Origin of the sequence: Streptosporangium sp. NPDC051022 (genome assembly GCF_040683035.1) — a bacterium.
Lineage (GTDB): Bacteria > Actinomycetota > Actinomycetes > Streptosporangiales > Streptosporangiaceae > Streptosporangium.
The window spans coordinates 179,466-202,191 of sequence record NZ_JBFBCF010000010.1 but is presented as its reverse complement, the minus strand read 5'-3'; the positions used below and the strand labels follow the sequence as shown (position 1 = coordinate 202,191).

Annotated in this window: 20 protein-coding genes; 9 read left to right on the top strand and 11 right to left on the bottom strand. The window is 70.3% G+C overall.

Annotated features, from left to right (window positions below):
• Position 1: 1 nt before the first annotated feature.
• Positions 2-1,591, bottom strand: a complete 1,590-nt coding sequence (locus tag AB0N02_RS19125; RefSeq protein WP_363947975.1) for an MFS transporter — start codon at positions 1,589-1,591, stop codon at positions 2-4.
• Positions 1,584-2,846: an activator-dependent family glycosyltransferase gene (locus AB0N02_RS19120; RefSeq protein ID WP_363947972.1), complete on the bottom strand. Its 1,263-nt coding sequence runs from the start codon at positions 2,844-2,846 to the stop codon at positions 1,584-1,586. Before AB0N02_RS19120 ends, AB0N02_RS19125 begins: the two co-directional genes overlap by 8 nt.
• 168 nt (positions 2,847-3,014) lie before the next feature.
• Here AB0N02_RS19120 and AB0N02_RS19115 point away from each other — a divergent pair, with 168 nt between their 5' ends.
• The 4 genes from AB0N02_RS19115 to AB0N02_RS19100 are packed head-to-tail and all read left to right on the top strand — an operon-like array spanning position 3,015 to position 6,807.
• Positions 3,015-3,767: a thioesterase II family protein gene (locus tag AB0N02_RS19115; protein WP_363947970.1), complete on the top strand. Its 753-nt coding sequence runs from the start codon at positions 3,015-3,017 to the stop codon at positions 3,765-3,767.
• An 18-nt stretch (positions 3,768-3,785) separates the two neighbouring features.
• Complete coding sequence (rfbC, locus tag AB0N02_RS19110; RefSeq protein ID WP_363947967.1) at positions 3,786-4,391, top strand: dTDP-4-dehydrorhamnose 3,5-epimerase; 606 nt, start codon at positions 3,786-3,788, stop codon at positions 4,389-4,391.
• 33 nt (positions 4,392-4,424) lie between these two features.
• The gene (locus AB0N02_RS19105) at positions 4,425-5,342 is read left to right on the top strand and encodes an NAD(P)-dependent oxidoreductase (RefSeq protein WP_363947964.1); all 918 of its coding nucleotides are present in this window, start codon (positions 4,425-4,427) and stop codon (positions 5,340-5,342) included.
• Positions 5,343-5,352: 10 nt separating this feature from the next.
• Positions 5,353-6,807, top strand: coding sequence for an NDP-hexose 2,3-dehydratase family protein (locus AB0N02_RS19100; protein WP_363947962.1), 1,455 nt, complete (start codon positions 5,353-5,355; stop codon positions 6,805-6,807).
• Here the strand turns inward: AB0N02_RS19100 and AB0N02_RS19095 are convergent.
• Entirely contained in the window at positions 6,773-7,882 is a 1,110-nt protein-coding gene (locus tag AB0N02_RS19095; protein WP_363947960.1) for a DegT/DnrJ/EryC1/StrS family aminotransferase, read from the bottom strand. The genes AB0N02_RS19100 and AB0N02_RS19095 overlap by 35 nt on opposite strands.
• 163 nt (positions 7,883-8,045) lie before the next feature.
• On the opposite strand from AB0N02_RS19095, the gene rfbA reads away from it, so the two are divergent.
• Complete coding sequence (gene rfbA / locus AB0N02_RS19090; protein WP_363947957.1) at positions 8,046-8,915, top strand: glucose-1-phosphate thymidylyltransferase RfbA; 870 nt, start codon at positions 8,046-8,048, stop codon at positions 8,913-8,915.
• 350 nt (positions 8,916-9,265) lie between these two features.
• Here the strand turns inward: rfbA and AB0N02_RS19085 are convergent, their stop codons facing one another.
• Together AB0N02_RS19085 and AB0N02_RS19080 are read right to left on the bottom strand one after the other, a co-directional pair.
• On the bottom strand, positions 9,266-11,845 hold the full coding sequence (locus AB0N02_RS19085; RefSeq protein WP_363947954.1) for an FtsX-like permease family protein: 2,580 nt from the start codon (positions 11,843-11,845) through the stop codon (positions 9,266-9,268).
• A complete protein-coding gene (locus tag AB0N02_RS19080; RefSeq protein WP_363947952.1) occupies positions 11,845-12,657 on the bottom strand; it encodes an ABC transporter ATP-binding protein in 813 nt (270 codons plus the stop codon). The genes AB0N02_RS19085 and AB0N02_RS19080 overlap by 1 nt, the downstream gene beginning before the upstream one ends.
• A 377-nt stretch (positions 12,658-13,034) precedes the next feature.
• On the opposite strand from AB0N02_RS19080, the gene rfbB reads away from it, so the two are divergent.
• Both rfbB and AB0N02_RS19070 read left to right on the top strand, forming a co-directional pair.
• A complete protein-coding gene (rfbB, locus tag AB0N02_RS19075; RefSeq protein WP_363947949.1) occupies positions 13,035-14,009 on the top strand; it encodes a dTDP-glucose 4,6-dehydratase in 975 nt (324 codons plus the stop codon).
• A gap of 321 nt (positions 14,010-14,330) precedes the next feature.
• Positions 14,331-14,519, top strand: a complete 189-nt coding sequence (locus tag AB0N02_RS19070; RefSeq protein WP_363947947.1) for a hypothetical protein — start codon at positions 14,331-14,333, stop codon at positions 14,517-14,519.
• A 188-nt stretch (positions 14,520-14,707) separates the two neighbouring features.
• Here the strand turns inward: AB0N02_RS19070 and AB0N02_RS19065 are convergent, their stop codons facing one another.
• The 4 genes from AB0N02_RS19065 to AB0N02_RS19050 all read right to left on the bottom strand — a co-directional run bounded on the left by AB0N02_RS19065 (position 14,708) and on the right by AB0N02_RS19050 (position 18,632).
• Positions 14,708-15,127: a hypothetical protein gene (locus AB0N02_RS19065; RefSeq protein WP_363947944.1), complete on the bottom strand. Its 420-nt coding sequence runs from the start codon at positions 15,125-15,127 to the stop codon at positions 14,708-14,710.
• A gap of 49 nt (positions 15,128-15,176) precedes the next feature.
• The gene (locus AB0N02_RS19060; protein WP_363947942.1) at positions 15,177-16,526 is read right to left on the bottom strand and encodes an amidase; all 1,350 of its coding nucleotides are present in this window, start codon (positions 16,524-16,526) and stop codon (positions 15,177-15,179) included.
• Positions 16,523-17,632, bottom strand: a complete 1,110-nt coding sequence (locus AB0N02_RS19055) for a hypothetical protein (protein ID WP_363947940.1) — start codon at positions 17,630-17,632, stop codon at positions 16,523-16,525. The genes AB0N02_RS19060 and AB0N02_RS19055 overlap by 4 nt, the downstream gene beginning before the upstream one ends.
• A gap of 88 nt (positions 17,633-17,720) precedes the next feature.
• Positions 17,721-18,632 carry a nitrilase family protein gene (locus AB0N02_RS19050; protein ID WP_363947937.1) on the bottom strand — a complete coding sequence of 304 codons (912 nt, stop codon included), beginning with the start codon at positions 18,630-18,632 and terminating at the stop codon, positions 17,721-17,723.
• A 150-nt stretch (positions 18,633-18,782) separates the two neighbouring features.
• Here AB0N02_RS19050 and AB0N02_RS19045 point away from each other — a divergent pair, with 150 nt between their 5' ends.
• Positions 18,783-19,226, top strand: a complete 444-nt coding sequence (locus AB0N02_RS19045; RefSeq protein WP_363947934.1) for a helix-turn-helix domain-containing protein — start codon at positions 18,783-18,785, stop codon at positions 19,224-19,226.
• 76 nt (positions 19,227-19,302) lie between these two features.
• Positions 19,303-19,452 (top strand): hypothetical protein, encoded by a 150-nt coding sequence (locus AB0N02_RS19040; protein WP_363947931.1) that lies wholly within the window; start codon positions 19,303-19,305, stop codon positions 19,450-19,452.
• Positions 19,453-19,678: 226 nt separating this feature from the next.
• Here the strand turns inward: AB0N02_RS19040 and AB0N02_RS19035 are convergent, their stop codons facing one another.
• Complete coding sequence (locus AB0N02_RS19035; RefSeq protein WP_363947929.1) at positions 19,679-21,679, bottom strand: S8 family serine peptidase; 2,001 nt, start codon at positions 21,677-21,679, stop codon at positions 19,679-19,681.
• Positions 21,676-22,695, bottom strand: coding sequence for a copper resistance CopC family protein (locus AB0N02_RS19030; protein ID WP_363947927.1), 1,020 nt, complete (start codon positions 22,693-22,695; stop codon positions 21,676-21,678). Before AB0N02_RS19030 ends, AB0N02_RS19035 begins: the two co-directional genes overlap by 4 nt.
• Positions 22,696-22,726: the final 31 nt, after the last annotated feature.

The following is a 22,726-nucleotide window of genomic DNA, read 5'->3' as shown; positions in this document are numbered from 1 at the left end:
GTCACTCACCTATCCGCACGTTGCGCAGCAGGACCACGGCCAGAACGGCCGTGACGATCACGACACCCGCGGCGGCGAACGCCGACAGGTGCATTCCCTCGGTGAAGGCCTGGCGGGCCACCCGCAGGAGTTCGCCCCCGGTGTCGGCGGGCAGCTGCCCCGCCACCTGGACGGCACCGCCCAGCGTGTCGCGGGCGGCGTCCGCGGCCTCCGCGGGCAGGCCCGGGGGAACGTGCTCGGCGAGCCGGGAACGGTAGACGGCGGTGCCGACGCTGCCGAGGATCGCGATGCCGAGCGCGCCGCCGAGCTCGCTGCCGGTCTCGGAAAGCCCGGAGGCGGCGCCCGCGCGCTCGGGCGGCGCGGCCGACAGGATCATGTCTGAGGCCAGGGTCAGCACCATGCCGAGGCCGAGCGTCATCACCGCCGAACCCGCGACGATCATGACGGGTCCCGAGTCCGTCTCCGCCTGGGTGATCAGCAGGAACCCGCCCGCCGCGATCAGCAGTCCCACGCCCACGATGTAGGCGGGCAGCACCGAGCGCACGAGCATCGGCGCCGCCGTGGCGGCGACGACCATGCCGACGACCGAGACCATCGACCACAGGGCCGCGGTGAACGGCCGCATGCCGAGCACCAGCTGCAGGTACTGCGCGGCGAACAGGCCCGAGCCGACCATGGCGAACAGGGCGAGCGTGTTGGTCGCCATCGACATGCCGAAGGCTCGGTCACGGAACAGGCTGACGTCGACCAGCGCGCCGGGGCGGCGCTGCCGGTGCAGGAACAGGACACCGGCGATCACTCCCACGCCGATGGCCGCCACCGGCACCGCGTCAAAGCCGTCCTCGGCCAGCCTCTTGATCCCGTAGATCACCGCCAGCACCGACAGCAGCGAGAGCGCCGCGCCGATCAGGTCGAAGCGACCGGCCTCGGGGTCGCGGAACTCCGGCAGCAGCAGCGGGGCCAGGACGAGCAGCAGCACCATCACCGGCACGTTGATCAGGAACACCGACCCCCACCAGAAGTTCTCCAGCAGGAACCCGCCGATGATCGGCCCGACCATGGCGCCGCCGCCGAAGGCCGCGGTCCACGCGCCGATCGCGGTGGTGCGCTGCTGGGGGTCGTGGAACATGTTGCGGATCAGCGACAGGGTCGACGGGGCGAGCGTGGCCGCCGCGATCCCCATCAGCACGCGGGCGCCGATGAGCATCTCGGGCGTGCGGGCGAACGCCGCCAGGAGCGAGGCCGCGCCGAACGCGGCGGCCCCCAGCACCAGCAGCCTGCGCCGGCCGATCCGGTCGCCGAGCGAGCCCATCGTGATCAGCAGGCCCGCCAGCAGGAACCCGTAGGAGTCCAGGATCCACAGCAGCTGGGAGCCGGTCGGTTCGAGGTCCGCGCTGAAGAACGGCATCGCGAGGAACAGGACGGTGTTGTCCATCGAGACGATCAGCGCGGGCAGCAGGAGCACGAGGAGCCCGATCCACTCCCGCCGCCCGGCCTTCACCGTCTCCTCCGCCGTGTCCTCCGCCGTGTTCCCGGGCTCCCGGCTCACGGCCTCCCGCGCGCCCTCGATGTTGTCAGTGCTCTCAGTCATCCCTGCCTCGCTTCTGCACCAGTTCCTCCAGTCGGCCGGCCACCTCGTGGGGGCTCGGGGTCGCCGCCATCTCCCGCTGCTCCCGTACGGCGTCCGCCCGGAACGACGGCTCCTCCAGCAGCCGGTGGAGCTCGCTCTTCAGCAGGTGGCCGGAGAGCCGCTCCGGATCGATCACCAGGCCGGCGCCCGACGAGGCCAGCGCCCTGGCGTAGACCGGCTCGCCCCAGATATTGCTGGGGACGATGAGCTGCGGCACCCCGTGGACCAGCGCGGTGCCCAGCGTTCCCGCGCCGCCGTGGTGGACGATGGCCGAGCAGCTGGGGACGAGCGCGTTCAGCGGCACGAAGTCGAACAGCCGGACGTTGTCCGGGATGCTCGTCCCGGGAGTCAGTTGGCTCGGGCTCACGGTCGCGATCACCTCGACGTCGAGGGCGGCCACGGCGTCGAGCAGCTCGGAGGTCGACACGCCGCCGCCGTGCACGCCGAAGGCGTTGCCGGTCACCCCCAGTGTGAGACAGACGCGCGGGCGCCGGGGCTCCCGCAGCAGCCAGTTCGGGATGACGGCGGTGCCGTTGTAGGGGACGTACCGCATCGGGAACCGCTCGACCGGGAGCGGGAAGCGGGTCCAGGAGGGCAGCGGGTCGATCGTCACCTGGCCGGTCACCGCGTCCTCGTCGAAGGCCGCGCCGTACCTGGCGAGCCTGCCCGTCAGGTAGTCGGTGAGCGGGTCGTTACGCGGCTCGTCGCTCAGCTCGTGGAAGAGGTCGCGCATCCGCGACCAGTGGTCCTGGACGACCAGTACCCGGGCGTGCGCCGCGCCGCAGGCCTTGGCGACCATCGGGCCCGCGTAGGTCAGCGAGTCCCAGACCACCAGGTCGGGGCGCCAGGCGCGGGCGAACTCCACGAGGTCGTCGACCATGGCCTGGTCGGTCAGATACTCGCAGACGGTCGAGGTGTAGGCCTCGAGCGCCCCGCGCACGTAGTCGAACGTCAGTATCTCGGGGCGCGTCTCGGCGAGGTCGAACCCCAGCCCGTACGGCGAGCCCGCCTCGTCGCCCCATGACTCGTCACCGGTCGCCTTCTGCATCTCCTCCCCCACGGCCACGGCGGTCAGGCCCGTCCGGGTGATCGCCTCCGTGAGGTTCGGCTGGCTGGCGACGCACACCTCGTGCCCGGCGGACCTCAGTGCCCACGCCAGCGGCACCAGGTTGTTCAGATGCGAGGTGGCCGCAAGGGTCGTGAAAAGGACACGCATAAAGCCTCCCGATAGCACAAGCAGTGACAGCCGCCGGCCTCCAGGCTATGGGCGCGTTGATCGCGGGAGAACCCCTGCATACGTGTTCAGGGGACATGTAGGGGTTGAGCCGGTAGCCCGCCACTGGCATTTTCGGCTGTGGGTGGCCACCGGAAAGGAACCACAATTATGACAATTGTAGATGGAAATAGCAGCCTGTGGCTCAGGCGTTTTAATCCGGCCGATCAGGCCCGCGTCCGGTTGATCTGCTTTCCGCACGCGGGCGGTTCCGCGAGTTTCTACTTCCCGCTCTCCCAGACCATGCCGCCGTCGGTCGACGTGGTGGGGATCCAGTACCCGGGCCGGCAGGACAGGCGGCACGAGCGGCCCATCGGCGACGTCGGCGAGCTGGCTGACCGGATCGCCGCCGAGATGGAGCCGTGGACGGACCTGCCGGTCGCGCTGTTCGGGCACAGCCTGGGCGCGACGCTCGCCTTCGAGGTCGCCAGGAGGCTGGAGCGCGGCGGGACGGTACCGCTCGCCCTGTTCGCCTCGGGACGGCGCGCCCCCTCCAAGCACCGGGACGAGAGGGTGCACGAGGGCGACGACCGCACGCTGCTGGCCCAGCTGAGGAAGCTGAACGGCACCGACGCGCAGGTCTTCGGGGACGAGGAGGTCGTGCGCATGATCCTGCCCGCGCTGCGCAGCGACTACCGGGCGGCGGAGACCTACCGCTACCGCCCGGGCCTGCGGCTGAACTGCCCGATCTTCGCCCTGACCGGCGACGACGACGCGATGGCGACCGTCGAGGAGGTGACCGCCTGGGGCGAGCACACGACCTCCTCCTTCGAGCTGCGGGTGTTCTCCGGCGGCCATTTCTTCCTCACCACGCACGCGGCCGCGGTGCGGGACCTGATCTCACAACACCTCGCGAACATCTGAGAGAACGGCGGAGAACCCATGAAATCACGCAGGCTCGCGGTCGAGGGCGCATTCGAGTTCACCCCGAACGTCTTTCCCGACGAACGGGGGCTTTTCGTTTCCCCGTTCCAGGAGGCGGCGCTCGTCGAGGCGCTCGGCCACCCCCTTTTCCCGGTCGCGCAGAGCAACCACAGCAAGTCCCGGCGCGGTGTCATCCGCGGGATCCACTTCACCGTCACCCCGCCCGGGACGGCCAAGTACGTCTACTGCGCGAACGGCAGCGCGATCGACATCGTCGTCGACATCAGGGTCGGCTCCCCGACGTTCGGCCGCTGGGACTCGGTACTGCTCGACCAGAAGGCGTTCCGCGCGATGTACTTCCCGCCCGGCGTCGGGCACGCCTTCATCGCGCTCGAGGACGACACCGTGATGTCCTACATGCTCTCCGAGCCGTATGTCGCGGAGAACGAGCTCGCGCTGACGCCGTTCGACCCCGCCATCGGCCTGGAGATCCCCGAGGGGCTGGAGACGATCCAGTCCGAGCGGGACACCGCCGCGCCGACCCTCGCCGAGGCGCGGGCCGCGGGCCTGCTGCCCGAGTACGACAAGTGCCTGCGCATCGAAGACACCTTCCGGCGTCTGTGACGGGCGCTCGGCGTGACTGACATCGGAGGAGAGATGCCCTCATCACGCGTCGCCGTACTGGGCGCGACCGGCTGCGTCGGAAGGCAGGTGTGCGCCGCGCTGTCGCGCGACGGGCACGAGGTCGTCGCGGTCGCCCGCAACCACGCCCCGCACGTCTCCGCCTACCCGTTCCTTCTCATGGACGTCGCCGCGACCCCCGCGGAGAAGATCGCGGAGGTCTTCCTGACGCACGGCGTGGACGCGGTCGTCAACGCCACCGGGGGGTGGGCGAAACTCGAGGAGGAGATGGCCTACGCCCACGTCCGCCTGGTCGAACGGCTTGTCGAGGCCCTGACCTTGACGGCCTCGGCCGGCCACCGGCCCCGCCTGGTGCACGTCGGCTCGATCCACGAGTACGGCCCGGTCCCGGCGGGCGTGCTCATCGACGAGTCCGTCGACCCGCGTCCGGCCACGCCGTACGCCCGCACGAAGCTCGCCGGATCGCAGGCGGTGCTGGCCGCCGGAGAACTGGACGGCGTCGTGCTGCGGGCGGTCAACGTGTGCGGGCCGTACACGACGCAGGCCAGCTTCCTGGGCATGGTCGCGGCCAGGCTCCGTGACACGACCGCCGCCGAGGGGCTCGAACTGAGCATCGCCGACGCGCAGCGTGACTACCTCGACGTCAGGGACCTCGCCGACGCGGTGGTCAAGGCCCTGTCCGCTCCGGCGGCCGGCCGGGCCGTCAACATCGGGCGGGGCGTCGCGACCGACATGCGCGAGCTGGTGGCGCTGCTGGTGGCCGCCGCGGGGTTCCCTCCGGAGGCGTTGAAGGAGCAGGACCGGCAGGTGGAGAGCAAGGGCGGCGACTGGACCCGGGCCGACATCACCCTCGCCGGGCGGCTGCTCGGCTGGCACCCCCGCATCGACCTGCCGGACTCGATCCGGGACATGTGGCTGTCATTGATCCGTTAAGGAGTTTTCCATGCCTGCGCTTTCCCTCCAGCCCAAACAACTGAGAATCGCGGAGTCCACCCTTTCCAGAGGCGTCCAGTTCGCGGACGTGACGGATTTCCATCGCTGGCTCGCCGGAGTCGCCGAGCGCAACTACATGAACGTTGAGAAGATCGCGCTCGACGATCTGGTCGGCTGGGGCCATGACGGCCTGACCGGCAACATCGGCCACCAGAGCGGGAAGTTCTTCACCGTCGAGGGATTGGACGTCAGTTTTCCGGAGAACGCGGTCACCGACTGGACCCAGCCGATCATCAACCAGCCCGAGGTCGGCATCCTGGGCATTCTGATGAAGGAGTTCGACGGGGTCCTGCACTGCCTGATGCAGGCGAAGAACGAGCCCGGCAACCACAACGGCCTGCAGTTGTCGCCCACGGTGCAGGCGACCCGGAGCAACTACACGCGGGTGCACCAGGGCAGGCCGGTGCCCTACCTGGACTACTTCCGGGACACCTCGCGGCACGGCGTGATAGCCGACGTGCGCCAGTCGGAGCAGGGGTCCTGGTTCTACCAGAAGCGCAACCGGAACATGATCGTCGAGGTCACCGAGGACGTCGAGCTCATGGAGGGCTTCTGCTGGCTGACGCTCGGGCAGGTGCACGAGCTGCTCCTGGTGCCGGATCTGGTGAACATGGACGCCAGGACGGTGCTGTCCTGCATGCCGTTCTCCGGCGCCGACCTCACCGGGACGTTCGGCACGGTCACCGGCGACGGGTTCCGTTCCGCGCTCATCCGCTCCTGCGACCCGGGCGCGGGCGCCCTGCACGACGGTGACGAGATCCTGAGCTGGATCACCGAGATGCGCAGCGGGGTCGACGTCCACGCCCGCCGGATTCCCCTCAACGGGCTGCGGCGCTGGCACCAGGCCGACGGGCGGATCTCGCACGACACCGGCAGGTTCTTCGACGTCGTCGGGGTGAGCGTGGAGGCCGGCGGCCGCGAGGTCAGCAGCTGGACGCAGCCGATGATCGAGCCCTTCGGCACGGGGATCATCGCGTTCCTGGTCAAACCGATCGACGGGGTGCTCCACGCGCTGGTGCACGCGCGCGTCGAACCGGGGTACGCGGACGTGGTCGAGCTGGCCCCGACCGTGCAGTGCACCCCGGAGAACTACGACCACCTTCCCGCGGCGGCGCGCCCGCTCTTCCTCGACGAGGTGCTGGGGGCCCGCCCCGGGCAGGTCAGGTACGAGACGGTCCTGTCCGAGGAGGGCGGGCGTTTCTACAGCGCCCGCAACCGCTACCTCATCATCGAGACGGACCGGGACCTCGGCCACCCCGACTTCCGCTGGATGGCCGTCCACCAGCTCGGCGAGCTGCTCCGTCACAGCTACTACCTGAACGTGCAGGCACGCAGCCTGGCCGCGTGCCTGCACGGTCTTTCCACGGTCCCTACAGCCTGGACAGGACCTCGCGCACAGCGCTGATCACCTTGTCCTGAACGCCACTGGACAGCGACGGGTACATCGGCAGGGAGAAGATCTCATCGGCCAGCTCCTCGGTCACGGGGAGCTGGCCCTTGGTGTATCCGAGGTGGGCGAAGCCGGTCATGGTGTGGACCGGCCACGGGTAGCTGATGTTCAGGTGGATGTCGTAGGCCTTGAGCGCCTCGATGATGTCGTCACGCCTGGGGTGCCGCACGACGTACACGTAGTACACGTGGTCGTTGCCCTCGGCCAGCGCGGGCAGGACGAGCTCGGTGTCGCCGAGGCCCTCGGCGTAGCGGGCGGCCACGGCGCGCCGGCCCGCGATGTAGTCGTCGAGCCTGCGGAGCTTGCGGCGCAGGATCTCCGCGTGCACCTCGTCGAGCCTGCTGTTGTGGCCGGGCGTCTCGACGACGTAGTAGGTCTTCTCCATGCCGTAGTAGCGCAGCCTGCGCAGGTTCTGCTCGGTCGTGTCGTCGGAGGTGATGGTGGCGCCGCCGTCGCCGTAGGCGCCGAGCACCTTGGTCGGGTAGAAGGAGAAGGCCGCCGCCTTGCCCATGGTGCCCGCCAGCCTGCCGTGGTGGCGGGCGCCGTGCGCCTGCGCGCAGTCCTCGAAGATGGTGAGGTCGTGCTGAGCGGCGAGCGCCTCCAGCGGGGCCATGTCGACGCACTGGCCGTAGAGGTGGACGGGCAGCAGGCAGCGGGTCCTGGGCGTGATGGCGGCCGCCACCTGCTCGACGTCCATGAGGTAGTTCTCCCGGTGCACGTCCACGAACACCGGCGTGGCGCCCACCGCGTCGATCGCCAGCACCGTCGGCGCCGCGGTGTTCGACACGGTGATCACCTCGTCGCCCGGCTTGACGCCGATCGCCTGCAGGCCCAGCTTGATGGCGTTGGTGCCGTTGTCGACGCCGACGCAGTGCCCCACGCCGTGGTAGGCCGCGAACTCCTCCTCGAAGCCCCGCACGCTCTCGGCGAGAATGAGCCGGCCCGAGCCGAAGACCGTCTCGACGGCGTCGAGAATGTCTTCCCGCTCATTCTCGTATTCCCGCAGGTATTCCCAGACAAGAGTGGCCATGACTTTCCTTTCTAGGGTTTCCTGACCAAAGGTAATCTTGGCGATCACAAAGTCACAACCCCTAAACAGGCCACCGCCACCCCGGTTGCCGGCCTCCTCCCTTGCACCTCGGAAGCTCAAATGGATAGCGTTATTCATATTCCTAGAATGGGGGTTTTATTCAATGAAAGGAATCATCCTCGCAGGCGGCTCGGGGACCAGGCTCCATCCGATAACCCTGGCCGTCTCGAAACAGCTTCTCCCGGTGAGCGACAAGCCGATGATTTACTATCCGCTTTCCGTTCTCATGCTCGCCGGCATCAGGGACATTCTGATCATCTCAACTCCGGTCGACCTTCCCCATTTCCAGCGCCTGCTCGGAGACGGCTCACGTCTCGGGCTGCGCATCGACTACGCCGAGCAGAGCGAGCCCGAGGGCATCGCGCAGGCCTTCGTCATCGGCGCCGACCACATCGGCACGGACACGGCGGCCCTGGTGCTCGGCGACAACATCTTCCACGGCCACGCCTTCTCCGACGTCCTGGAGGAGAACGCCAGGGACGTGCGCGGCTGCGTGCTGTTCGGCTATCCGGTCCGGGATCCGGAACGGTACGGCGTCGGCGAGGTCGACGCCGAGGGCCGTCTCGTCTCGATCGAGGAGAAGCCCGCCCGCCCCCGTTCCAACCGTGCCGTCACCGGCCTCTACTTCTACGACAACGACGTCGTCGACATCGCCAAGAACCTCCGGCCCTCCCCCAGGGGCGAGCTGGAGATCACCGATGTGAACCGGGTCTACCTGGAGCGCGGACAGGCGAAGCTGGTCGATCTCGGCCGGGGGTTCGCCTGGCTGGACACCGGGACGCCCGAGTCGCTCCTGCAGGCGGGCCAGTACGTCCAGACGCTGGAGGAGCGCCAGGGCGTGCGGATCGCCTGCGTCGAGGAGGTGGCCCTGCGCATGGGGTTCATCGACGCCGAGGCGTGTTACCGGCTGGGCGCGGAGATTCCCAAGTCCCGCTACGGCCAGTACGTGATGAGCATCGCGGCGAGCGTCTGATCCCCGGTCCAGGCGAGAGCGCGGCGGGTGCGCCGGTCCGAGAGGCCCGGCCCGCCCGCCGTTCCGCGTTTCGGGAGAGCCCGGCGCGGAAGGTCCGGCGCGGAAGGTCCGGCGCGGGAGAGCCGACGCGGGAGAGCCGACGCGGGAGAGCCGACGCGGGAGACGGACGTTCGGCGAGGGGACGGGAGATCGGGGACGAGGTCCCGGGCGGGAGATCTCGGGGAAAGCCGAGCGCCCCTGCCTGTCCGGCGGGGCGCTCGGCGGTGTCGTGCGGTGCGGCCTTCCCCAAGGTCCCGTGGGTCCCGCGGAGTTCCCTGGGATTCCGCGTGTCCGGGCGGCACCCGGCGGCGCTACTCGGCGGCCATGGCCGCCTCCGCCGGGCGCGAGCGCGTGGCCAGCCAGGTGGGCAGCAGGGTGGCGACGACGGTCAGCGCGGTCGCGAAGCCGACCACCAGGACGTAGATCCACAGCGGCCCCGAGGGCAACGGGGTGTCGTCGACCGCGACGCTGTAGGGCACGAGCGTGATCAGCGAGGCGCCCGTGCCGAGCAGGACGCCGATCGCGGCGACCAGGACGCTCTCCACGGTCATCATCTGCATCACCTGCGCGCGGGTGGAGCCGGTCAGCCGTTGCAGGCCGAACTCCCTGCGCCGCCGCGCGGTCGCCATCACCTGGGTGTTGACCATCGAGATCGCGGTGTAGGCCAGGATCATGCCGACGAGCAGGTAGTTCACCCAGGCCTGCGCCTGCTGGCCCTCGGCGAAGCCCGCCGTCAGCGCGCCGCGGTCGGCCACCAGCACCCCCGGCTGCCCCTGGGCCACCCTGCCCAGTGCGGCCGTCAGGCGCTCGGTGTCCGCTCCCTTGGCCGCCCTGACCAGGATCTGGGAGGGCAGTCCCCCGGTGGTGTGCGCGGCCACCAGCCGGGCGGGCATCAGGAACTTCTCCGAGCCGGTCCTGACCGGGAACAGCGCGACCACCTTCAGCTTGACCAGGGCGTTGTCGCCCATGCGCACGCTGATCGTGTCGCCGATCCCGACCCCCTTGCCGATCGCCTTGGCGTGCTCCTCCGCCAGGGCCACCGTGTCGCCGCGCAGGTCGGCCAGCGAGCCGGCGCTCGGCGTGAGCGTGAGGTTGCGTGCCGCGCCCTCGGCGGTGACGCCCTGGATCGGCCAGCCCTCCTCCCGCTGCCAGTTGTCGTGGGGCTTCTCGACGTATCCCGTGCTCGTGGCGAACTCCGTCGCCCCCGCCGCGCCGACCTCCGGCAGGGCGCGGACCTTGTCGAGCACGTCGCCGGGCACGCCGCCGGTGACCGAGGTGACCACCGCGTCGGCCCGCAGGCTCTCGGTGAACGCCCGCTGGGTCGCGCTGGACTGCGTCGTCTGCATGTAGAGGTTGGCCGTGGCCATCCCGGTCGCCAGCATGACGGGCAGGATGGCGGCCGCCATCCTGGTCGTCCTGGCCTGCGCGTTGAGGACCGCGAGGTAACCGGCAGCACCGGTGAAGGCCTGGATCGGCCCGCCGAGCACCTCGGTCAGCTTCTTCGTGATCCCGGGGGCCAGGAACGCCAGGCCCAGTGCCCAGACCAGTACGGCGGGACCCGCCGTGCTCGCCGTGAGGGGGCCGCTCATGATCACCATCGTCACGAAGGCCAGCGCGAGGCCCGCGACGAAGCAGATCCCGGCGGAGATCAGGCGGACCGGGGTCAGCCCGCGGTACGGCTGCAGGGACGCCTCCGCGAGTGCCTCGGTCGGCCTGGTCAGCGCCGCGCGCCGCGCGGTGACGAATCCCGCGATCAGCGCGGTGAGCAGGGAGACCCCGATTCCGGCCAGGATCGGCACCAGGCCCTGGCGGAAGGCGACCTGCTCGGGGACCACACCGGCCCCGACGAGACGGTCGAACAGCCATCGCCCGAGGACGAACCCGGGAACGCAGCCGATCAGCGTGGCGGCCGTCGACACGGCCATCGCCTCGCCGAGCACCATCCGGCGCACCTGCCCCGGCGTCGTGCCGATCGCCCGCAGCAGCGCCATCTCGCGCTGACGCTGCTGGACCGACAGGCCCAGGGTGCTCGCCACGACGAACATGGCGACCATGATCCCCATGGCGCCGAACACCGCCGCCAGGACGATCAGGTTCTCGCTGCTGGGCAGAGCCTGCGGGAACTCCGCCAGCCCGCGGTCGTCGCCGGTCAGGGCCACCGCCGCCTGGCCGTCCAGCACAGGCTGGATCTTGCTTAGCAGCGTCTCGGCGTCGGTGTCCGGCGCGGCGATCAGGCCGACGGCGTCCACCTTGCCGCCCCCGGCGGCCAGCCGCCCGGTGTCGGCGGCGGAGAAGAAGAGCGCGGGGGTGAGGGGACCGCCGGACTCGGCGCCCGGCGCGGCGACACCGGTCACCCGGTAGGGCTCGGTGACCCCGCGGACCGTGATCTCGACGTCGTCGCCGACCTTCTTGCCGAACCGCTGCGCCGACGCGGCGTCGAGCACGACGTCACCGGTCTGCGCGGGCGCCGCGCCCGAGGAGAGCGAGTACGGCGCGAGCGCGGCGGAGGCCCAGCCGTGCCCCTCCAGCGGCTGCGCGACACCGCGCACCGTGGCGGGGAACGACACGTCCGGAACCGCCTTGGCCACCCCGGGCACCGCCGCGATCTTGGCGACCAGAGCGGGGTCGATCCGGACCCGCTCGGGCAGGGTGCCCCACTGGACGTCCTCCTCGTCGTCGTTCGGATCGGCCTTGGGCAGGGTGTAGGTCTGCTCACCGGTGACCACGACCGTCGCGGCGGCCAGCCGGTGCGGCGGCACGTCCAGCCGGATCCCGGTCTCCATCAGGCCTCCGCAGGCCGTGATGATGGCCGCCCCGAGGAAGACCGCGACGAAGCCGGCCAGGAAGGCGCTCCTGCGGAATCGGAGGGTGCTCAGGGCCAGGCTCCACATCAGTACCCACCTCCGGAACGGGAGGGGGCCTGCCGCCTCGGACGCTCGTCCCAGGCGCCGAGATGGGTGAGACGCTCGGCGACCGCCTCGGCCGTCGGATGCTGGAGCTCTCCCACCAGCCTCCCGTCGGCGAGGAAGACGACGCGGTCGGCGTAGGAGGCGGCGACGGGGTCGTGGGTGACCATCACCACGGTCTGCCCCGCCTGCTCGACCGACTCGCGCAGCAGGGTGAGCACCTCCAGCGCGGTACGGGTGTCCAGCGCACCGGTCGGCTCGTCACCGAAGATCACCGCGGGCTCCGTGACCAGCGCCCGCGCGATCGCCACCCGCTGCTGCTGGCCGCCCGACAGCTCGCTCGGCCGGTGGGAGACACGCTCCCTGAGCCCCACCCGTGCGATCACCTCGGCGACCTTCGCCTGGTCGGGCTCCCGGCCCGCGAGCTTCATCGGCAGCGTGATGTTCTGCAGCACCGTCAGGGCGGGAAGCAGGTTGAACGATTGGAAGATGAAGCCGATGCGATCCCGGCGGAGCCTGGTCAGCGCCACCTCGTCGAGTTGCGTGAGCTCCTCGCCGTCGAAGACGATCGAACCGGACGTCGGCTTGTCGAGGCCGGCCGTGCAGTGCAGGAAGGTGCTCTTACCCGAGCCCGAGGGGCCCATAACGGCGGTGAGGGTACCGCTCTGAAAACCGATCGTGACTCCGGCGAGTGCCTCGACGCTGCCGCTTCCCTTGCCGTAGGTCTTTCGCACCGAGTCCAGTCGGATTACATCACCGGATCGATCGACCCCACGTTGATTCCGCTGTCGATTCATGGTCAGCAGCATCTTCGAAGGGCATACCCCGGGTCAAGAAAAATAAGGGTGTTCCACGGGGTTTCAGGGGTACCGCCCCTCTTGAATTCCGGCTGCGCGTGCACGCCGTACGGCGTGGGGGGCGAACATCCTGCATAAGGGCTCGTAAGGGTAGGAATACGTTGCCCCGCCACCTTATCGTCGAAACATCGACACGTTTGAAGGCTTGCAGCCCCACTGAGAGGTGAAGCCCCTGGAGTCCGGATTATCCTCCGACCGTTTGACCCCTCTTCACAGATCTCGTGAAATCCCGATCCCCGCGGAGCCGCCGTGTGAATCCGTCACCGGCGGCTCCGGTGGTTCGAGCGGCAGCCGTCAAAGGAAGGCGACGACCGAAAATGAAAATACTCGTCACCGGCGGGGCCGGGTTCATCGGCTCCCACTACGTCCGGACCCTGGTGCGGGAGGGCGGTCCGGACGTCACCGTCCTCGACAAGCTCACCTACGCGGGCAACCTCGCCAATCTCGACCCGGTGCGGGGCCGCTTCACCTTCGTCCAGGGTGACATCTGCGACGCCGCCCTGGTCGGCGAGCTCGTCGCCGAGCACGACCAGGTGGTCCACTTCGCCGCCGAGTCCCACGTCGACCGTTCGATCACGAGCGCGGCCGAGTTCGTGCACACCAACGTGACCGGCACCCAGACCCTGCTGGACGCGGCGGTCCGCGGCGGGCTGGGGACGTTCGTGCACGTCTCGACCGACGAGGTCTACGGGTCCATCGCGGAGGGCTCGTGGCCGGAGACCGACCCGCTCAGCCCCAACTCCCCCTACTCCGCCTCGAAGGCCGCCAGCGACCTGTTCGCGCTCGCCTACCACCGCACCCACGGCCTGGACGTGCGGGTGACCCGCTGCTCCAACAACTACGGGCACCACCACTTCCCCGAGAAGGTCATCCCGCTGTTCATCACCAACCTGCTCGACGGGAAGAAGGTCCCGCTCTACGGCGACGGGCTCAACGTCCGCGACTGGCTCCACATCGACGATCACGTGCAGGGCATCGAGCTGGTGCGTACGGCCGGCCGCCCCGGCGAGGTCTACAACATCGGGGGCGGCACCGAGCTGAGCAACAGGGAGCTGACCGCGTTGCTGCTGGCCGCCTGCGGCGCCGACTGGGACATGGTCGACTTCGTCGAGGACAGGAAGGGGCACGACCGCCGTTACTCGGTCGACTGCACCAAGATACGGACGGAGCTGGGATACGTCCCCCGCAAGGACTTCGTGACCGGCCTGGCCGAAACCGTCGCCTGGTACCGGGAGAACAGGTCCTGGTGGGAGCCGCTCAAAGAGCGCGCGAGCCTCGTGCTGAACGGCTGACGGCCTCGAATCGAACGGCCCGCCCCCGCCAATGCGACATTCAGTACATCACTCTTAATCGGCGCGAAAATTCCACAGGAGATACTTCTCCCCAAAAATCTCACCTCGTCTGCCCGTTGAGGGAGACGCCGAATATCGCGGGGCGGTTCCGCTCTTTCCGTTCACCTCCGGGTACCGCCCGGCGCGGCGGCCGTTTCCCCACGGCTTCCCCACCGCTTCCCCACAGCGCGGGATCGGTAAGCCCCTCTTCTCCCCCGCCGTTTCTGTCGGAGGCGTCGTTCACAATCGTCTTTCGGCCCTCTGCCGACGGGAGCCGATGCGATGGCGAGCCGACGATCGACCGGAAAGAGACGGACGACCGGAAGAAAGCGCCGCCGCCAGGGACGTGAGATCAATGTGATCCTGTGGCTCGCCGGGGCCGCGCTCGCGTTCGTGGCGTTCAGGGCGGCGCTGCCCTTCCTTCAACGGCCGGCCGCCTGGCTCGACGGCGGCTCCCCGTTCCCGCTCTAGGCCTGTCTTCAAATCAGCCTCGGCCATGTGCCGGGACGTTCCGGCCGGGACCGTCGACGCGGTCCGGCCGGCCGATGGGACCTCCAGCCCGGCTGGACGAGAGGCCCCATCACCGCCGCGCGTCTGATGACCGAATCATCGACCGTCCGCTCTGTGTGCGTCGGCCGTCAGACGCGCTTGCCAGGGCATTACGCCGTCGTGGCGGAGTTGTCGGTGACTCTTTCGTCCCCGGTCCAGTCGGTGTTGAAGCCGGCCAGGTGGGGGTGGTACATCTCGTCACCCGAGTGCTGGGTGAATTCGACCTTCACCCACAGCGCGTCCAGTTCGAACATCTCCGTGCACGCGTCGATCAATGACTGGGCCAGGCGAGCCCGGGTCTGCACAGGCCGTCCACCCCGGATGTCGCACATGATGAGGGCCGAGGGAGTCGGGGGCGTGTCCTCGTGGCATCGCCACACGCCGCCCTCTCCGAGGTCGTGCACGGACACGGTGAGAAGGTCCATGCCGACCTGCATGATTTCCGCATAGATCTCACCGACACGCTGCGCGAGCTTTTGCTTGGTCGCAGCTGCGGTGGTCAGTGGCAGGTCGATTTGAATGGATGGCATCAGAGTTCCTTTTCGCCGGCGTTGGTGCCGCGATAGATCTGTCGAGGGTTCACCCCCGCGCAGCCGCCTCCAGCGCCTGCGCAGCGGTGAACAGGAGGCGCTCATCGCCCGGGGAGGTGACGAGTTGTACAGCGGCCGGCAGTCCGTCGCACAGACCCGCCGAAACGCTGATCGCCGGTACGCCGGTCATGTTCCACGGACTGGTCAGTGAGAGCAGCGCCGAGCGCACCTCGAGCTCGGTGCCGTCGACGTGCACGCTGCGCGCCCCGAGAGGGGGTGCCACGAACGGGACCGTTGGGAGAACAAGCAGGTCATGGGACCGCAGCAGCTCCCGAACGATCGCGCGTAGTTCCCCGCGCGCCTCGTCGGCCCGTTCGTAGCTCAAGGTCGAGACCTTCCCGCCGTTCTCGAGCCGCGCGAGGACTTCGGCGTCGATCAGCTCTCGATCTTCGTTCAGGTGATGCCGGTGCACCTCATATGCTTCTCGGCTCTGGAGGGTGGTGAACACGTCGAACAGGGTCTGTCGGCGGTCCCACCCCGGGAATCCGCGCACCGTGTCGGGGGCGAAGCCGGCACGTACCAGGAGGTCGTGAGCCAGTCCTTCGATGCGCGGGTCACACGGCGCGATGTCGTCGGCCTGGATCCGGCCGACCGTGATCGACCGTGGGTCGCGGGGAGGCCGGCTCATGGGCTGGTCGGTGAGAGCCTGGTAGCCGAGAAGGGCGTCTTCGACGGAGTTGGCGAACAGGCCGACGTGATCGAGCGTGGGTGCCAGTGGGTACACACCCGCGCTCGGGATGGCGTCGTATGCCGGTTTGAATCCGACGACTCCGCACAGGGCGGCCGGTACCCGGACCGAGCCTGCGGTGTCGGTTCCCAGCGACAGGGGGACCATTCCCGAGGCCACCGCCACCGCGCTGCCACCGCTGCTGCCGCCCGACATCCGGCTGGGATCGTGGGGGTTTCGTGAGGGACCGTGCAGCGAGCGGTCGCCGGTCGCGCCGTAGGCGAATTCGTGCAGGGTGGTCTTTCCGACGATGACCGCGCCGTGGTCACGCAGCCGTGTGACGACTTCGGCGTCGCGTGTGGCGACGGCCCCGAAAGACGTCGCCGACCCGCACGTGGTGGGTAGGCCTGCCACGTCGATGAGATCCTTGACGGCAACGGGTATGCCGTGGAGCGGGCCCCGGTCGACGCCCGCGGCCAGTTCCTGATCCGCTCGCCGTGCCGCCTCGTAGGCCCCGGGCTCGTCCACGAGGGCGAACGCGTTCACGGCTGGGTTGCGGTCTTGAATTCTCCGCAACACGTCCGCGGTCAGTTGAGTGGCCGAGATCTCTCGGCGGCGCAAGGCTCGTCCGAGGTCGGTGATCGTGGATTGGGAGCCAAGTGTCTGTGTCATGAGGCGATTTCCGGTACGAGGTTGAGCAACGGCACGATCAATGCGGTGGAGACGCTCATTGAGATCACATTGCCGACGAACGGATGGAAGCCCACCGGCAGACGGCGCGAGATCGCGGCCGCGAGAGGGGGACCGACAAGTGCGCCGGCGAGTGCTCCCGCGATGACGGACTGGAGGGTGCCGCCGAAGGCCAGCACGGTTGCCGGTGCGACCGACACCACGGGGACGAAGGTCGGGTAGAAGCCCAGCGCCTGCCACCTGCGCCGCCAGATCAGGACGCCGGCGAGCGCCGTGATGGCTTGGCTTGCGAGCACGGCCGGGAACAGACCGCTCCCGTAGACGAGCGTTGACGGGCTTGTCAGGTAGGCGATGACCGCGCCGGCGAGCATCGCCCCGCTCGCCCACTCGTTGCCGAAGAACTGCGCCTCGCTGAAGTCGGCCAGCGCCCGGCGGAGAACCCACAGGAACGACGTCGGCGGCGCGCCGGTCCGTACGGGGTCCTCTGCCTCGTGAGCTGCCCGCCAGGCGCCGGGCGCCGGCATCCAGGGTAAGAACCGGCATATCCCGAACGCCGCGAGAGCTCCGATCCACATGCCCGCCGTGGTGCCGACGACGAGGGGAAGATGGCCGGGCTTGCAGACGTAGTCGACCACAAGGATCGACGCGGGGGGCGTCAGCAGGGCCCCCGAGATGGCGGCGGTCACGCAGACCCGGAGAGCGGGCCCGTAAAGGACGACCATGGCGGGCGCCGTGGCGACGAGCGGCACGAAGAGGGGCTGCCATTCTCGGGGCTGCAGTGTCCATCCCCAGGCCAGGGCGCCCAGGACCAGGCTCGCAAGCGCACTGCCCACCACCGAGGGCCAGATCCCGGTGCCGCAGGCCTGGACGAAGCCCGCCCAACGTCGCGAGCCTCTCTGTGCCAGATGAGCGAACAGACCACCCAGAAGCAAGCCCAGGCTGGCGGAGGCCGCCGCGTAGAACTGCGGCTCGGTCATCGAGGTGATCAGCCAGGTGGCCAGACCCCGCGCGTCGGTGTAGGTGCCGTACCATGCCTGCCCTGCGGCGGGGTGGGTGGCCGCGGCAACCGCCAGGACCACGAACGTCACGAGAGCGACGCAGCCGGCCGCCGTGGCGACACGTGTGGTGATACGTAAAGCGGGAACGCTCCCGTTGGCGCGAGGGACCGTCATGACGTCACCGGGGCAACGCTGTGCCGCCGCGGTAGCCGAGCATCTGGTCGTATAGGTCGGTGCGACGATCGCGGTGCAGGTCGTTGAGCTGGTTCCAGATCGGGGCGGTCCGTGCCGCGGTGAGATCGACGTCGGCGTAGAGGATGGTGTCCTCGTCCGGACCGGCGATACGGCCGACGGGCCATCCGTTCGTGCCCGCGATGAGGGAGTTCCCCATGAATCCCGCGCCGCGCTCCTGGCCGATCCTGTCCGCGGTGGCGATGAACACGTTGTTCGCGTGCGCCGCCGTGATCGTCAGGTAGGCGGCCATGCACACGCCGCTCTCGTCGTACAGCGGCGGCGGGGTCCAGACCCAGCCGGTGGGAATACAGATGATGTCCGCACCCATCTGAGCCACGATCCGAGCCGTCTCGGGGAACCAGATGTCCCAGCACACCAGCAGCCCGATCCGCCCGATGCGGGTGTCGAACACCGAGAACCCTTCGTCGCCCGGCGTGAACCACAGCTTCTCGGTGTTCCAGAGATGGGTTTTGCGGTAGCGGCCGATGTACCCGTCGGGGCCGACGAGGACCGCGGTGTCGAACAGCTTCTGGCCGTCCTGCTCGACCACGCATCCCACGATGTACACGTTGCGCTCGGCCGCCAATCGGGCGAACGACTGCACGGTGGGGCCGTCCGGGACCGCCTCGGCGTGCGCGAAGGCTTCCTCGCGGGTCTCGAAGACATAGCCCGTGGTGGCCAGCTCGGGGAGGACGATGAGGTCGGCCCCGGCCTCTGCGGCGGCCGTCAGCCGCGCCTCCACCGCCAACGCGTTGGCCTTCAGGTTCTCGACACCCACGCGTGGCTCGAACTGCGCCACGGCAACCCGAACCGGGCTGACCCTGGTGTCCTTGCCAACGTCTTGCTGTTCCGTCATGACCTCTCCTCGGCCTCACTACCCGGAAATCTGGTTTCTTTTTAAAACCGGATTGCGGCGACTCTAGAACACTCGGTTTAAACTTGCAACCACCTTGGTGAGTCGTTTCGGACAGCCGGTCGGACAGGGGGAGCGATGCAAGCACGAGGCGTGAGCCACCAACAGGCGGAGTGTCCGGTCGCCAGGACCGTGGACGTGATCGGGGACCGGTGGTCCCTGCTCATCATTCGTGACATCTTGGACGGGATCCGCCGGTTCAGTGAGCTGCAGCGGAACCTGGGGCTGGCCAAGAACATCCTGACGAGCCGCCTCCGTGCGCTCGTGGCCCAAGACGTCTTGGAGGTCATCCCGGCAGCCGACGGGTCCGCCTACCACGAGTACGCGCTGACCGCGAAAGGCCGCGAGCTGTTCAGCGTCATCGTGGCCCTCAGGAAGTGGGGAGAGACGTACCTCTTCGAGGAGGACGAGCCCCGCTCGACGCTTCTGGACACCGAGAACGAGCTTCCCGTCAAGCTCCAGGTCACGAACGCCATGGGCCGTCCGATCAGTGCCGCCGACGCGTTCGTGCGCAAGGTGCCCGCAGGTCCGGCCTGAAATCGGGGGTGTTCACAAGCGAGCGCGACCTGGCCGGACAGGCCCCCTGGAAGATCGCTTCCCGTGCGAAAGAACAATGACGATCCCAGGGGGGCGGTGCACCACCACAGGCACCTCCGCGGCTGTGACCTGCCCGCGCTTCAACCGGCTGCACTCCACCTCGATCACCGCCCCGACCGTGGTGGAGCAGGCCGACGCCCGCGGTGACCGCACGATGTGGCTGTGACGCTCTGAAGAGAGACCCGGGGCACGGCACACCGGCCCTCGCCCCGGACGAAGGCCCACCGCGCGGCGACGACGGACACGACCGCCCAGCGGCCGAACGCCACACACCGGACACACCGATGATCGACGGCAGCCGGAACACCCCGACGACCACGAGCGCCGCCGAGAGACCGCGCCCCCGCCCGGCTCCCCGGCCGGACGCCGCCGCGCGGCCTCCGAGGCGGAGGCTAGCGCACGGTCAGGGGGAGGGTGAGGCCGTGGGTGAGCGGGCCGGAGGTGCCGGTGATCCGGAGGGTGGAGGTGCCGCGCGGGGTCGCGGAGGTGGTGCGGACGGTCAGCCGGGAGGTTCCGGGCGCACCCGCCGGGTTCGGTGAGAGGCTCGCCGTCGCCGCGGCGGGCAGGCCGGTGACCGCGAGCGTCACGTTCCCGGTGAAGCCTCCGGAGACCGGCAGCGACAGGACCGCGACGGCCGAGGCGCCCCGCGTGACCGACAGCGCGGCGGGGCTCGCGGACAGGGCGAAGTCACCCGTGGCGACCACGAGCGTGACCTGGGCCGAATGACCGGTCGAACCGTCGCCGCCGGAGATCGTCAGCGGGTGGGCGCCGGGCGCCGTCCCGGGGGGAACGGAGACCGTCAGCCGCGAGGTGCCCGATCCGGTGACGACGGGAGGGTCCCAGCTCGCGGTGGCCCCCGGCGGGAGACCGGAGACGGAGAGCGCGACCGGGCCGGCGAAACCGTTCATGGCGCCGACGGAGACGGTGTAGACGGCGGTGCCGCCCGTGGTCGCGGTGCGCGTCCCGGGAGCGGCCGTGACGGTGAAGTCCGGCGCGGTCGCCAGCCATCGGTAGGCGGCCAGGACGTCGAGCCGCCCGTACCCGGTGTCGTCGTCCCGGCCCGGCGCGCCGAGGTCGGCCGCCCCGTGCAGCAGCGCCGCCTCCTGCCGGTCGGCGTCCAGACCGGGATAGGCGCCGAGCAGCAGCGCCAGCGCCCCCGCGACGTGCGGCGCGGCCAGGGAGGTGCCGGAGACGACGGTGTAGAGCCCGTACAGGTCGGTCGTCCTGACGTCGACGCCGGGCGCGACCAGGCGGGGCGCGGTGGCGCCCGCGCACGCCGAGGGGCCCCTGCCGCTGAAGGGTGCGACGGTGTCCGCGGCGTCGGCCGCGCCGACCGCGAACGCCTCCGGGTTGTCCGCCGGAGAGCGGATCGAGCCCGGCAGCGGCCCCTGGTTCCCCGAGGCGAACACCGGTACCGTCCCCGCCGCGCGCAGGGCCACGAGGTCGGGCCGGAACTCCCGGTCGCATCCGCCCGCGGTCCCCTCCCACGAGCTGTTCACCACGTCGGGCGCGTCCGCGGTCTCCGGGTCGCCGTCGGGGTCGAGCAGCCACTGCATGGCCAGGTGGATCCCGCTGACGGTGGCGACGCCCCGGTCGTTGAAGATCTTCGCCGCGATCCACGTCGCGTCCGGCGCGACGCCGACCGCGCTGCCTCCCGCGTCTCCGCCGACCATGATCCCCATGGTCGCGGTGCCGTGACCGTTGACGTCGACGGGGGTGCCCGGGTGTTCGCCGTTCGGGTCGTACCAGCTGTTCACGCCCCCTCGGTAGCGGCTCGCGAGGTCGGGATGGGTGACGTCGACACCGGTGTCCAGGCTCGCCACGACCACCCCGCGCCCCCGGTACCCGAGGCTCCACAGGGCGGGGGCGTTGACGAGCGCGAGGTTGGGCTCGGCCGGTGCCCCCGAGACCTCCGTCCGGGGCGCGCCGATCGTCCGGTCGGGGCGGACCTCGCGGACGCCGGGCAGGGCGGCCAGTTCCGCCAGCACGGCGGGGGTCGCGGTCACGGCCACCGCGTTGACGATCCACAGCGGGCGCACGGCCGAGACCAGTCCCTGGGCCCGCCGTGACCGGACGCGCTCCAGGAGGTCCCGCTGGCTCGCGCTCGCGTGCGCCCGCAGCGTCCGTTCCAGGGCCGCCCTCCGCCTGTCTCTGCCGGGCTCCCGTATCGTGCCCGGGTCCACCTGGTCGTCGAGCGTCACGATGGCCCGGGTCATGGGCTCGGGCCGTACGGCCCCCGCCGCCCGCCCCGCGCTCACCGGGTCCCGCGCCACCGGGGTCGCGGGCCCCCGCGGTACGGCTCCCGCCCCCGCCGCCATCGGTACGGCTCCCGCCGGGCCCGCCCACGCCGCCATGACCAGGGCGAGAGCGGCCGCCACACCCGCCCGCCTCATCCGAGGCTCCAGGCGATGGGGATCTCCAGCCGTTTCCCGCCCCGCAGGACGACCACCGTCAGCCGGGTGGCGGCCGTCCTCCCCAGCTCTCCGGTGCCGACGTAACGGCCTGGTTCGAGCTGCCGCAGCGGTGTGCCGCCGGTGGGCGACTCCAGCACGACGGCGTCGATCGGCGCGGGCGGGGGACGGCGTGAGCTGGCGGCCGTGACGGTGAAACCGTTCACCCCCGCCCGGTTGGGGGTGACGGAGACCGCCACGACCAGGTCACGCACGGCCGCGCTGCGGGTGGCCGTCGCCGGGACGGCGGACGGCACCCGCGGCGCGGCCGATACGGGAATGACGGGAGTCGCGGACGGCGGTACGCTCCGCGCGAGGAGCGCCGCCCCGAGCAGCAGCGCGACTCCCGCGCATGCGGCCGTGGTCGCCACGGGGTCGTGACCGGTCACGACCAGCCCCGGGAGGCGGGGCCTGGAGACCACGACACGGCGCAGCAGCGCCACGACGGCGGCCAGTCCGGCGAGCAGGAACAGGCGCGCCCAGCCCCGCGTCGCGGCACCGCCCGTCGCGGGAAGCGCGGGGGCCGGTGAACCGCGCGCGGCGGACGCGGAGCCGACGGCGAAGGCCACCATGCCCTCGGTCCGGTGGCCGTCGCCCTCGGTGAGGACCCGCCAGGCGATGGTGTACGCGCCCGCCGGGAGTTCGGGGAGCCCGAGGGTGAGCCGGGTCCCGGCCGCGGCGGAGGCGACGCCGTCCAGGACGCGGCCCGAGCGGTCCACGAGCCGCGCGTGGCTGAGTCTCGGCACCAGCGCCTCGTTGAACGTCAGCGTGGCGGTGCGCGGGGCCCGCGCCAGGACCGCCCCGCTCGCCGGGTCCGAGCCCACCAGGACGCCGTGCGCCGCGGCCGGGGCGACCCACGAGAGCACGACGAGGGCCGCCAGGACCGCGCGGGCGAACCACGACGCCGCACGCGCCGCACGTGGGCGGTCGGTGGATTGTGATGGGACGGGCCACGACATCACACGCGGGCGGCGGGCGAATCGTGACGGG